Here is a 12,851-nt window from a genome sequence, read left to right on the forward strand (position 1 = left end):
GCGAAATTGCTCATCAAATAGTCCGTAGGATTTATTTTTACGCATTTTTCTATGTTTTATACAAAAATACGCATTATTAATATATCAAAATATTGATATTCAAATAGTTATTAACATTTTAGTATTTAGAAGTACCCATAACTATTATTAATTAGTTACAAAATTCTTCCTTTGAGTAAATACAAAATAAGATTTCATATCTTTGTGACAAATATACGACATAAATTCAGCAGAACCGCAGAATTTTATCAACAAAAAATAAATTACCTCTTTTATTCGAACTATGAATTAAAAAAAGGAACCAAAAATCCTAAAATTAGTCTTATTTTTAGAGTTTGATTTTTGCTTATGTAATCAGCTTTAACCGTACTATTATGCCCACCCTCCATTTCAAAGGCAAAACCTTCATTCAGAACCACCACCTGGCAGTGAAATACCATCAATTGGTGCCCCGGAAGGACTTAAGTTTGACTGAAAATGTTTCGCTAAGTGATAATCTCATCATCCATGGCGATAACCTTCTTGCACTTAAAGCGCTTTTACCAACCTATGGAGGAAGAGTTAAATGTGTATGTATTGACCCACCTTATAATACCGGTAACGAAAACTGGGTTTACAACGACAACGTGAACAGCCCCATGATGCAGGAATGGCTTGGCAAAGTTGTGGATAAAGACGACCTGACCCGCCATGATAAATGGCTGTGCATGATGATGCCGAAATTAAAACTTCTAAGAGAATTGTTATCAGCAGATGGTGCAATTTTTATAACCCTTGATGATACTGAGATTCATCGATGTAAAATGTTGATGGATGAGATCTTTGATGAAAATAATTTTGTTATCAACATTGTCTGGCAAGCAAGAAAATCAGTACAAAATGATACAGATATAAGTTTATCACATAATCATATATTAGTCTACGCAAAAAATAGAAGAATAGAAGAAAGAAGACTTAAGAAAAGCAATGAAGCTCAATGGTATTCATTACCTGGATTCGTTTTTTATCCTTTAATGCTACAAAAGTCTAAGTTTTTAAATCCTGACAACGATCCCAGAGGTCCTTGGAAAGCAGATCCCTTTGATGCTCCTGGAGTTAGGAAAAACTTAGAATATGATATAATAAACCCCAATACTGGAGAAGTATTTAATCCTCCTCTTGGGAGACATTGGAGGACAGAAGAAAAGAATTATATTGATTTTTTAAATGATAATCGAATACTGTTTGGTAAACAGGGTAAAAGCGGACCACAGCTTAAAGTTTTTTGGGATGAAAAAAAGGAATATGGAGAAATTGAAACCTCTTGGTGGGGTGATGGTTCAATGGAAAGCTATCTTGAAAATGAGATTGATATTGAAATGGTAGAAAAGTTCACTAACTATGGTACGACTACTAAAGGTTCACAATTACTTCAGCAAATTTTTGACGGACAAAAGAAATTTGAAAATCCAAAACCAATTGAACTTATAAAACACATATTAATAAGTGCATCAGCAAAAAATTCAATAATTCTTGACTCCTTTGCCGGTTCCGGCACAACCGCTCATGCGGTTTTAGACCAGAACAAAGAAGATGGTGGCAACCGGAAGTTTATTCTCGTAGAGTGTGAAGATTATGCTAACACCATTACAGCCGAGCGCGTGCGGCGAGTGATTAAAGGTGTGCCCACGGCTAAAAATGAAAACCTGCGAAATGGATTGGGAGGTACCTTCAGCTTCTTTGAATTGGGAGATCCCATTGAAATCGATAGCTTACTCAAAGGCGAAAATATGCCCTCCTATACCGAATTTGCCCGCTATCTGTTTTACACCGCGACGGGAGAAGAATTTGACGAGAGTAAAGTAGTTGAAGATAACGGCTACATCGGCGAAAGCCGTAACTATGAAATCTACCTCTTCTATAAACCGGATATCGAATGGCTGAAGAAAAATGCCCTTACACTGGATATAGCAAGATCCCTTCCTTCTGCAAAAGGAAAACAACGCCTGGTTTTTGCACCGGCGAAATATATTGATGATCAGACATTACAGGAGCTGCGCATCGATTTTTGCCAGTTACCTTATGAAATATACCGGATGAAAAAATAAATGGTGATACTATGGGAAAAAGATCATTTTCAGTGCCGGTGGAGCCTGCTGTCATGACCTGGGCCAGGGATAGCATGGGCTTTTCACGCAAAGAAGCCGCTTTAAAACTCAAGGTAACCGAAGCGATGCTGACAAAGTGGGAGACTGGCCATCAAAGGCCTAAACTTACTGAGATCGAAAAGATGGCGAAAGTGTATCAGCGTCCCCTTGCCATGTTTCTTTTCAGTTCGCCTCCTGTTGAGCCGTCTGTTCCCTCAGATTACCGCACTGCCATGTCGGAGCCGCTCAAGCCTCTCACCCCCGGAACACGTGTTGTCATCAGGAAAGCACGCGGCTTGTTAGCTTCCGCCATAGAACTGCAAAAGGAACTTAGAATTGAGACAATTCCCTTTACATTGAAGGCATCGATGCATGATAATCCCGAACTGGTAGCTGCGACGGTACGTCAGGATATTCTACGTGGTAACTTCAATATTACATCCATTTCAGATTCGCAAGGCGCTTTACGGTTATGGAAGTCCCAACTTGAGTATGCAGGAATTTTCATCTTTCAACTTTCCATTTCTCAAAAAGAAATCAAGGGATTTTCATTTATCGAAGATGGCATACCGGTTATCGTCATCAACAAAAGCGACGAGCTGAATTCCAGAATTTTCTCTCTCTTTCATGAACTGGGACACATTCTGCTGGGAGATTGCGGGATTTGTAACATGCTTGAAGCAGAACATGCTACCGCTATTGAAAAATTATGTAACCATTTCGCAGGAGCTTTTCTTGTGCCCGAACGAAAGTTGCTTTCACATAAAATTGTGACCGGGCATGGTACTTCATTTATCTGGGATAATAATGAGCTTAAAGAAATTGCCGGCCATTTCAAAGTGAGTAAGGAAGTCATTTTAAGACGTCTTTTAACACTCGGAAAAACAACTACTCCGGTTTACCAGCAATGGCGGGCTGATCAAATGAAGGTGTTTATTCCTTATGGCAAAAAAAGAGCTGATAAGGTAAAATCAATTGTCGAGGAAAGGGGGATTAAATATGTATCGATGGTATTTGATGCCTTTGAAAAGAGCAAGATCAATACACTTGAAATGGCTGAATATCTTGACGTCAGAACCAATCAACTGTCACGGGTTGAAGAATATATTTCGGACTGAACTGTGAAAATTTCATTCGAGACTACATATTGCATTGATACCAGCTCGTTGATCGACTTAAAGAAAAAATATCCTCCGGATTCATTTTTTAAAGCTATCTGGGATGATATCGGAGAAATGGTCAAGGAAGGGAATTTCTTTACGATTGAACTGGTGATTGAGGAGTTAAATAAGTTTGAAGATAAAAATGACTTCCTGGTTTCGTGGATCAATCATCACAAACATAAATTGATTTTACACATAACATCGGAAGTCTGGACAGCAGGAAAAATAATAATGAAAGAGCATCCGGAATTATTGAAAGAAGAAAAACAGGTAAAATATATTCCGGAAGCTGATCCGTTTCTTATTGCAACAGCCATGGTTAATAACCTCATAATCATTACTGAAGAGAATAAAACAAGTCATAACCGGATACCGGCTGTGTCGGAGTTTTACGGAGTAAGGTGCATAAATTTGTTAGAATTCTTTGAGGAAAGAGGATATAAAATTATCAGGTAAACATGCGACTAAAGAACTATCAGGAAAAGGTATTGCATGAACTTCAGATCTATCTGGATGCTGTATCAACGTTCAGAATGAAGTATGATAAGGCTGTAAAAGATGATCCTGATATTGCCAGAGATTATGATTTCCCGCGTCGTGCATGGGAGCAAGCGACAGGCAGGCAAATTTACTACTCCAAAACGAACGGACTTGGGCAACCTGTTCCTGACCTCTACTTCAAAGTGCCGACGGGCGGTGGTAAAACGGTTCTGGCCTGTCATGCCATTGATCAGATACATAAGTCATACTTAAAAAAACAATGCGGACTTGTTCTCTGGATTGTCCCCACCACACAAATATACCGGCAGACCATTGCTGCGCTGAAAAACCGTGAGCATCCGTACCGTCAGGTTTTGGATATATCAAGCGGCGGAAGGATATTGATAAAAGAAAAAACCGAACACTTCAACAGGCTTGATGTGGAAGAGAATCTTATGGTTCTCATGCTGATGCTTCCGTCTGCCAACCGCCAGAATAAAGAAACACTGAAAATATTTCAAGACGCAGGCGGATTTACAGATTTTTTTCCTCCGGAAGATAATTTTCCTGCCCAATTAGCATTACTTAAATCAGTCAAAAACCTCCATTGCTTCAGCATAGAAGGTGAAATATTTACAACCCAGATCAAAACTTCCCTGGGTAATACACTCAGATTATTAAATCCACTGGTCATTATAGATGAGGGTCACAAAGCTTATAGTGAAGGGGCACGCAATACCATCAGGAATTTCAATCCATCTTTCATACTGGAGCTTTCAGCCACTCCACCGGCAGTGAGCAACAAGCTGGTCGAAATTACCGGACGTGAGTTGAATGAGGAAGAGATGATTAAACTCGATATCCATCTGATCAATAAAACCAGCCTGGATTGGAAAGACACCATGCTTGCCAGCCTGGAGAAACGGGATGAATTGGAACGAAAATCAAAAGAATATGAACAGAATACCGGGGAGTATATCCGTCCGATTTGTTTAATACAAGTGGAACGCACAGGCAGGGATCAGATTGGAACGGAATTTATCCATTCAGAGGACGTCAAGGCTTATCTCATAAAGCAATGTAATGTACCCGAGGAAAATATTGCTATTAAAAGCAGTGAGAAGGACGATATTGAAGGACTAGATCTGTTTGCCAGAGAGTGCGGAATCAGGTATATCATCACAAAACAGGCGCTTCAGGAGGGATGGGATTGCGCCTTCGCCTATGTGCTCACCATTTTGACAAATCCTTCTTCTGCAACAGGTATAACCCAATTGATAGGCCGGATACTCCGACAACCTTCCGCCAGGAAAACCAAAATCGCCGAATTGGATGAATCGTATGTTTTCACTTTCCGGCAAAGCGCTGCCCAATTGGTCAGGGAGATAAAAGCAGGTCTTGAAGGCGAAGGTCTTGGCGACGTGGCAGGCCGCATTGTACATGACGAGGGCGACAGCGCTGAAGGAACCATTAAAGAACGCGAAACCTCTTTCAGAGCCGGTTTTAAGAAATTTGAAGGGAAAATATACCTGCCTAAGTTTGTGGTGCAGGAAAATAATACCTGGCGTGACCTGAATTTCGAAATGGATATTCTCCAGTATATTGATTGGGAAAAGATTAATATTGAAGAAATTAAAAACATTTCACTTACGGAGACAAGAGAGAAGGAACAGGAATTAATTCTTGGTTTAAGCGATATTACCAGCGAGCTGATCAAAGAAAAAGACCGGCAGGAAAGAACCGGAACCCTTGAAATTGATAAAGCCTTTATGGCCAGACAACTGAGTGAGATTGTGCCCAATCCATGGATTGCCTGGCAAATCGGTCATGATGCCTTAAATCTGCTATCAGATCAATTTGATTCAGATAAAATCAGCACCAACTTTATTTTCATCATCGAAGAACTTAAAAAGCTGATTTTAAAGGAAAAAGACCGGTTAGCTGAAATGATATTTAAAAATTTAATTGCAGAGAAAAAATTACTCTTTTTCTTGATTACTGAAACAGGGGGATTCAAAATACCCCCTCGGCTTAAAGTCAGAAGTAGCCGGAGTCTTAACCGGAATGATAACTCATCTATTCAAAGGTCTTTGTTCGATTATGTTCCGGAAGAGGAGTTCAATGAACTGGAAAAATCAATTGCCGTTTATCTGGATGAACAGGAAAAGTTATTATGGTGGTACCGAAATATCAGCAGACAGGACTATTTTATCCAGGGTTGGAAAAAGAATAAAATATACCCTGATTTTATAAGCACGGACCGTGGCGCAGAAGATGAAGATGATTTTACCGCTATATATGTCCTCGAAACAAAAGGTGTATATCTGAAAAATGAAGACACAAAGTATAAACAGGATGTGTTTACACTTTGTAATGAACTCGGAACAAAAAAAGCCTGGAAGGAGCTGGATTTGGATTTTCCTGATAAAAAATTTGAATTTCAGATCATCTATGAAGATGAATGGCAGGAAAAGATAAATAAAATCTACGCCACTGATGCTGTCAAACAAAGGTGATAAATCCACCAAAACCGGCTTCGGCGAAGGTGTTCTCGAACTCGGAAGGCGTCATCCCAATGTCATTGGCATCGGAGCCGACATCACGGCATCCGTTGGCATGAATCTCTTTGCAGACGTTTTTCCTGATCGTTTTATCTCCCTCGGCATAGCCGAACAGAATTGTGCCGGCGTGGCTGCCGGACTTGCTTTGGCAGGAAAGCTGCCTGTCTTCGCCACCTATGGCGTGTTCGCGGCAATGCGGACGACAGATCAGATAAGGGTGTCGATCTGTTACAACAATCTCCATGTCATCATCGGCGGCGCTCATGCAGGCATCTCTGTCGGTCCTGATGGCGCCACGCACCAAGCGCTGGAAGATATGGCCGTTATGCGGGTCCTGCCCAACATGACCGTGCTGTCGCCATGCGATGCCCAGCAGGCATTTATGGCTACCATTGCCGCTGCCGAACAGGTGAAGGGACCTGTGTATGTCCGCTTCGGAAGAGAGCCGGTACCCAATTTTACCGGTGCCGATCTGGAATTCATTGTCGGCAAGGCACAAGTGCTTCATGAAGGCGATGACCTAACCATCATTTCAACCGGCCACCTCACCTGGGAGGCCTTGCAGGCTGCTTATATGCTAGAAGAAAAGAATATACACGCCAGGGTTGTTAACGTCCATACCATCAAGCCCATTGATGAGGAGATGATTATCAAATGTGCAAAAGAGACAGGAGCTATTCTGACGGCTGAGGAGCATCAGGTCACCGGAGGACTAGGCAGCGCCGTGGCAGAAGTAATAGTAAAGCGTCACCCGGTTCCTATGGATTTCATCGGGATGAAAGATTGCTTTGGCGAGTCGGGCAAACCGGAGGAATTGCTTGAGAAATACGGAATGAAGGCGCAACATATAGCCAAAGCAACTACAAAATTAATATTAAGAAAAAACTAAAATTTTTCAATATATTTCACCCTCGACTTCAGTCGTGGGATGGGAAATAAATTCTCAACGCTCTCTATAAAAACCGTTTAAACGGTTTCCAGATTTATATTATTCTTCCGCATCCCACAGCTAAAGCTGTGGGTCAATTATTACATTCATTTGCATTCACACAGCTTAAGCTGTGGGCTAATTACTACAATCATTTATAACTCACCCACGACTTTAGTCGTGGGATAATGACTTCAGTCGCGGGAAATAATGCTCAACGCTCTCTATAAAAACCGTTTAAACGGTTTCCAGATTTATATTATTCTTCCGCATTCCCACAGCTAAAGCTGTGGGTCAATTACTACATTCATTTGCATTCCCACAGCTTAAGCTGTGGGCTAATTACTACAATCATTTATACCTCACCCACGACTTTAGTCGTGGGAAAATAACTTTAGTCGCGGGAAATAAATTCTCAACGCTCTCTATAAAAACCGTTTAAACGGTTTCCAGATTACTCTTATTCTTCCGCATCCCACAGCTAAAGCAGTGGGTCAATTACTACATTCATTTGCATTCCCACAGCTTAAGCTGTGGGCTAATTACTACAATCATTTATAACTCACCCACGACTTTAGTCGTGGGATAGTTAAATATTTGATAAAAAATATACACACATAGGGTCACATTTGACCTTATATCGGATTAATTATAAAAAACCTCCATGTCACATTCCTATACGAAATTGCTAATACATCTTATTTTGGTCACAAAGGACCGGGAGATACTTATAGGTGCAGAAATCCGTGATCCTCTTTACAGCCATCTTAAAAATGAATTTAAACTTTGTAAAAGCACCGTAATCGCTATCAATGGAACAAGCAATCATGTTCATCTCCTTATTCAAATACCTCCTCAAATAGCATTAACGGATCTTGTAAAACAAGTAAAGGGCGAGACATCACACTGGATAAACAGTCAGAATTTGATGACTGGGAAATTCACCTGGCAACCGGGGTATAGTGCTTTTTCAGTAGGCAGGAAAAACGCTGATGTAGTCAAGGAGTATATTTATAATCAGACTGAGCATCATAAGAAGACAAGTTTCCAGGAGGAGTATCAACTCTTTTTAAAAGTGCACGGACTTATAAAATAATCTTCCTATTTATCTCACCCACGACTTCAGTCGTGGGATACAAATTCATTATTTCTGCGCATTTTTTAAAACCGTTTAAACGGTTTCCACATTACTCATATTCTTCCGCATCCCACAGCTGAAGCTGTGGGTCAATTACTCCTGCAAACCCACAGCTAAAGCTGTGGGCTAATTACTATATTCATTATCTTACCCACGACTTCAGTCGTGGGTCTTGAAAAATTTCGACCGGATATTCAATATGCGTCAAGAATAACCCTTTTGCAGGCACTGAAAATCCTGCTGCGGAACGGTCTTTTCTCTCAATTATCTGCCGGAATTCTTCCAGTGATATTTTATTCTGCCCCAACTCTAGAAGAGTGCCAACTATCGCCCTGACCATACTCCTCAGAAACCTGTCGGCTGTTATCGTAAATACCAGCAAGTCCTTCTTTTCCTCCCAGTAAGCTTCAATCAACTTGCATGTGTGGTTTTTTACATTCGTATGCAGTTTGGAAAATGACGTGAAGTCGGAATAATCAAAAAGAACCTTTGCACCCTCATTCATTTTGGCAATATCAAGGTCGGTGTATAAATGAAATGCAAAGTCCTGGTTAAATGGATTTTTACTTCTGCAAATAAAGTACTGATATTTTCTCGACAAGGCATCATACCGGGCATGTGCATCTTTCACGACCGGTATAATGTCATTGATTACGATATCAGGCGAAACAAAACCGTTTACCTTGTATATCAGCTGTTGCCGCTGTTCAGAGGATAATTCATCATGATCGAAATGAGCGTAAAACTCTCTGGCATGAACACCGGTATCTGTCCTGCCAGCACCGGTTAGCTTGATTTCTGTCCGTAAAATCAATGACAAGGCTTTTTCCATTTCCTGCTGAACCGACAGGGCATTCTTCTGGTGTTGCCAGCCATGGTATCTGGTACCGTTAAAAGACAGTTTGATAAAGTAACGATGGGGCATTAACGGATTCAAGTCGTTATCCGGTTATAAATTCAATCCTGTTGTTTTTCTCATGAACTGCAGCCGTTCAAAGCTTCCGGTCTTCTCCCTGCCTTTAAGAATATTTCCCTTAAACTGGGCAATGCTCTTATAATGGTGGGCACCCATCCATTTTTCAAGGTCTTTGAGCATCGAGCCGATCACATCTGGTCCGTTTTTATAGACTGTCGTGCAAATCTGAGCGGCAGCGGCGCCAGCCAGGATGACCTTAATAAGCCCTTCATGGTCATGAATGCCTGTGGAGGCTGCCAGGTCGCATTTAACCTTGTTTGACAATGCCCCTATCCAGCGTAAAGGCTCGGTCATCTCAGCAGGCGAGCTGAAATAATTATCAAAAATAATGGTTTCTTCATCGACGTTAATGTCAGGTCTGAAAAACCTGTTGAACAGGACAATGGCATTGACACCGGTTTGATCCAATGCTTTGACAACCCTGGAGATATTGGTAAAAAAATGTCCCATTTTAACTGCCACAGGGATGGTCACGTATTTCTTCACTTCACTGACAATGGCAACATACATCTCTTCTATGGTCACACTTTCGATCTTATCATCAAAAGGAAATATGGATATGTTCAGTTCAATGCCATCGGCACCGGCATCCTGGATTTTCCCGGCGAATGCCGGCCATTCTTTGGCTGTGATGCAGTTGACACTGGCAATGACAGGAATTGAAACCATTTTCCTGGCACTTCTGATCAGCTGAAGGTACTCATTGACGCCATGTTCCTTCGACAATTCAGTGATATGTGCAGCGGCTTGTGGATACCAGAAGTACATAGGGTGGTCATCAAGCCGTGATTCAATATCGGCGATGATCTGCTCTTCAAACAGGGATTTTAAAACGACAGCTCCCGCGCCTTTCTTCTCATATATGCTGATATTATCCACCGAACTGGTCAGCCGTGAGCTGCTGATAATGACGGGACTTTTGAGTTTCAGTCCCATATAACTCGTTGATAGGTCCATAGGTGAAGTTTTAAGTATTATAGCGTTTCAGCGATTGCGGGTTTTTAAGGATACCCTTCAGAAAATCAATGGCTTTGTCGAGGTTCTTTTGAGCGGCATCAGTGATACCCTCTTTAAATTCCCATTCATATCCCTTAATATGAAGAAGATATGTTTCAGGATATCTTTCATAGATTTTATGACAAAGATCAAGAATAAACGAAGCCGATACGGTATGCATGGTGAATTCGATACGGCTTGCAGACGGATTCACCTTTGTCAGTGTAAAATCCTTGATAGGCTCGATCGAAGCATCGACAAATATAACGATATCCATATTTGCAATGGCATCGGCGTCTTCAATGTTCAGCTGATAGTTGCTGTCGACTTCAATATTTGGGAGCCCTTCCTTTTCAATCCAGCGTTCAATAAGGTATATGAACTCATTACCCAGTCCATCATCCTGCCTTCCCGGGTTACCGTACCCGTAAAGAAGCAACTTTAAGGGTTTCTCCTTACCCTTATTTACTTTTCCTGTCAATTAAGCTATTATTTTGATCGTATAACGAGATCTCCAGAGGCATATTGCCAAGGGCATGTGTGGCGCAGCTCAGGCAGGGATCATACGCCCTGATGGCCACTTCCACAGCATTCATCATGCCTTCGGTGATCTCTTTCTTGCCGGTCATCATGCTCGTCGCCACGCAATTGACCGCTCTGTTCATAGGTTCATTATTATTTGTTGTGGAAACGATGAGATTGGCCATTTCAATCTGATCGTTATCATTGATCCTGTAATGATGGAATAGAGTTCCCCTGGGAGCTTCGATAAGTCCTACGCCTTCCTTTTGCTTTTTGCCGATCGTAACTAGGTTATTACCATGCAGATCCGGGTCGTGCAGCAATTGCCTGATCATTTCGGCAGCATGGAGGGTCTCGATGAGACGTGCCCAGTGATAATGCATGCACATGTTATTGGGCTTGCCATTGGTATAAGCTCTGAAGAGCTCAAATTCCTTCTGTGCCAGCGGTGTGGGAATGAAATCGCAGGTATTCAGGCGTGCCAGCGGGCCAACCCTGTACCAGCCATCAGTTTCGCCAAGGTGAGTCAGATATGGGAATTTCATATAGCTCCATGGCCTGACTTCTTCATTGATATACTGAGTATACTCCTGGTAATCGACGTCATTAAGTATCTTCCTGCCCTGTGAATCGATGGCTCTCAGAACGCCATGATACAGGTCCATGGCTCCGTCTTTTCTGACGAGGCTCAGGTGACTTGACGGGAATTTGGAGAAGTTATCGATAAGCTCTTTATGCCCTTTATGAAATGTCTTGAAGAAATCCAGTGCACCGGACGCCCATTCCACCATCTTATCGGCATTGAGAGGATCTGGGCCTTTCAGGAAGGAATCTCGTTCCTCTATGCTGAGGTTCTTATTTATGCCGCCGGGTATGGCGCCTGTACCGTGTATCTTCTTCCCGGCAGTGGCTTTGATGATCTCCTGTCCGAATTTTCGCATGAGCACACCCTGGACAGCAAGATCTTTATGTTTAAGTGCTACGCCGATGACATTGCGAATGGCGGGGTCGGCGTCGATGCCAAAAAGCAGGTCAGGTGATGCCAGGTGGAAGAAGTGCAGGGCATGCGACTGAAAGAACTGTCCGTAGTGCATGAGCCTTCTCATCTTTTCACCCGTCGGCGTCAATCCCTCGCCGGTGCCGGCGCCAACAATGACATCCAATGCCTTGGCGGCAGCCAGGTGATGGCTTACTGGGCATATCCCGCACAGACGCTCCACCAGCACCGGTGCTTCCCAGTATGGACGACCCTGTATGAAACGTTCAAAACCCCTGAATTCAACAATATGTAAACGTGTCTGGGTGACATTCCCTTCATGATCGATATGGATGGTGACCTTGCCGTGACCTTCTACACGGGTTACAGGTTCTATTGTTATTTTTCGTGACATCGTTTCTCCTTTTCAATTAGTCAAATTTAATCACTTCATAAGGCAGCTTCATTTCTTTACCGGTAATCAATGCCACAAGAGCATCCCATATCAGGTCAGCTCGCGGTGGGCAGCCGGGAAGGAAATAATCAATCTTAACAATTTCATGGCACGGATATACCCTGTCGAGCAACATGGGCAGCTCGCTGTCATTAGGAAGAATCTTGTGAACATTGTTCTTTACAGTAGGTCCTTCCAGGTAGGCCTCTTTCAGACACTCGCCGATGGGTATGCCATTCCTTAATGCCGGCAGGCCTCCCATGATGGCACATTCACCCAATGAGATAAGAATTTTACAATGTTTTCTGAATTCCTTCAGAACATGAACATTTTCACTGTTGCAGCATCCGCCCTCAATGATACCTATATCACACGTCTTGGTGAATTCCTTTATATCATCAATGGGGGATTTATTGAATTCAACTAGATCGATCAGGGGAAGTATGCGTTCGTCAATATCCAATATTGACATATGACAGCCGAAGCATCCTGCAAGCGACGCCGTTGCTACTATTGGTTTACTCATTATTC

Annotated in this window: 11 protein-coding genes; 6 read left to right on the top strand and 5 right to left on the bottom strand. The window is 42.1% G+C overall.

Going from position 1 to position 12,851, the window contains the following annotated elements; genetic code table 11:
• The first annotated feature begins 374 nt into the window (after positions 1 to 374).
• From NT175_03565 to tnpA, 6 genes are all read left to right on the top strand, one after another.
• Positions 375 to 2,087 (top strand): site-specific DNA-methyltransferase, encoded by a 1,713-nt coding sequence (locus NT175_03565; protein MCX6233786.1) that lies wholly within the window; start codon positions 375 to 377, stop codon positions 2,085 to 2,087.
• Positions 2,088 to 2,098: 11 nt separating this feature from the next.
• On the top strand, positions 2,099 to 3,244 hold the full coding sequence (locus NT175_03570; GenBank protein ID MCX6233787.1) for an XRE family transcriptional regulator: 1,146 nt from the start codon (positions 2,099 to 2,101) through the stop codon (positions 3,242 to 3,244).
• A 3-nt stretch (positions 3,245 to 3,247) separates the two neighbouring features.
• The gene (locus NT175_03575) at positions 3,248 to 3,745 is read left to right on the top strand and encodes a DUF4411 family protein (protein ID MCX6233788.1); all 498 of its coding nucleotides are present in this window, start codon (positions 3,248 to 3,250) and stop codon (positions 3,743 to 3,745) included.
• Between the two features lie 2 nt (positions 3,746 to 3,747).
• Positions 3,748 to 6,285, top strand: a complete 2,538-nt coding sequence (locus tag NT175_03580; protein ID MCX6233789.1) for a DEAD/DEAH box helicase family protein — start codon at positions 3,748 to 3,750, stop codon at positions 6,283 to 6,285.
• Complete coding sequence (locus tag NT175_03585; protein MCX6233790.1) at positions 6,266 to 7,219, top strand: transketolase family protein; 954 nt, start codon at positions 6,266 to 6,268, stop codon at positions 7,217 to 7,219. Before NT175_03580 ends, NT175_03585 begins: the two co-directional genes overlap by 20 nt.
• A 703-nt stretch (positions 7,220 to 7,922) precedes the next feature.
• Positions 7,923 to 8,354: an IS200/IS605 family transposase gene (tnpA, locus tag NT175_03590; GenBank protein ID MCX6233791.1), complete on the top strand. Its 432-nt coding sequence runs from the start codon at positions 7,923 to 7,925 to the stop codon at positions 8,352 to 8,354.
• A gap of 184 nt (positions 8,355 to 8,538) precedes the next feature.
• Here tnpA and truA read toward each other — a convergent pair whose 3' ends face one another.
• The 5 genes from truA to NT175_03615 are packed head-to-tail and all read right to left on the bottom strand — an operon-like array spanning position 8,539 to position 12,846.
• Positions 8,539 to 9,321, bottom strand: coding sequence for a tRNA pseudouridine(38-40) synthase TruA (gene truA / locus NT175_03595; protein ID MCX6233792.1), 783 nt, complete (start codon positions 9,319 to 9,321; stop codon positions 8,539 to 8,541).
• A gap of 24 nt (positions 9,322 to 9,345) precedes the next feature.
• Positions 9,346 to 10,329, bottom strand: coding sequence for a dihydroorotate dehydrogenase-like protein (locus NT175_03600; protein MCX6233793.1), 984 nt, complete (start codon positions 10,327 to 10,329; stop codon positions 9,346 to 9,348).
• A 10-nt stretch (positions 10,330 to 10,339) separates the two neighbouring features.
• A complete protein-coding gene (locus tag NT175_03605) occupies positions 10,340 to 10,849 on the bottom strand; it encodes a hydrogenase maturation protease (GenBank protein MCX6233794.1) in 510 nt (169 codons plus the stop codon).
• Positions 10,830 to 12,281 (bottom strand): Ni/Fe hydrogenase subunit alpha, encoded by a 1,452-nt coding sequence (locus NT175_03610; protein ID MCX6233795.1) that lies wholly within the window; start codon positions 12,279 to 12,281, stop codon positions 10,830 to 10,832. The genes NT175_03605 and NT175_03610 overlap by 20 nt, the downstream gene beginning before the upstream one ends.
• A gap of 16 nt (positions 12,282 to 12,297) precedes the next feature.
• On the bottom strand, positions 12,298 to 12,846 hold the full coding sequence (locus tag NT175_03615) for an NADP oxidoreductase (protein MCX6233796.1): 549 nt from the start codon (positions 12,844 to 12,846) through the stop codon (positions 12,298 to 12,300).
• Positions 12,847 to 12,851: the final 5 nt, after the last annotated feature.

The sequence above is a fragment of the Bacteroidota bacterium genome (assembly GCA_026391695.1).
GTDB lineage: Bacteria > Bacteroidota > Bacteroidia > Bacteroidales > JAGONC01 > JAPLDP01.

Coding starts and splice junctions, on each gene's coding strand:
- NT175_03610 (MCX6233795.1), bottom strand. CDS start 12,281: ATGTCACGAAAAATAACAATAGAACCTGTAACCCGTGTAGAAGGTCAC.
- truA (MCX6233792.1), bottom strand. CDS start 9,321: ATGCCCCATCGTTACTTTATCAAACTGTCTTTTAACGGTACCAGATAC.
- NT175_03615 (MCX6233796.1), bottom strand. CDS start 12,846: ATGAGTAAACCAATAGTAGCAACGGCGTCGCTTGCAGGATGCTTCGGC.
- tnpA (MCX6233791.1), top strand. CDS start 7,923: ATGTCACATTCCTATACGAAATTGCTAATACATCTTATTTTGGTCACA.
- NT175_03580 (MCX6233789.1), top strand. CDS start 3,748: ATGCGACTAAAGAACTATCAGGAAAAGGTATTGCATGAACTTCAGATC.
- NT175_03565 (MCX6233786.1), top strand. CDS start 375: ATGCCCACCCTCCATTTCAAAGGCAAAACCTTCATTCAGAACCACCAC.
- NT175_03570 (MCX6233787.1), top strand. CDS start 2,099: ATGGGAAAAAGATCATTTTCAGTGCCGGTGGAGCCTGCTGTCATGACC.
- NT175_03600 (MCX6233793.1), bottom strand. CDS start 10,329: ATGGACCTATCAACGAGTTATATGGGACTGAAACTCAAAAGTCCCGTC.
- NT175_03585 (MCX6233790.1), top strand. CDS start 6,266: ATGCTGTCAAACAAAGGTGATAAATCCACCAAAACCGGCTTCGGCGAA.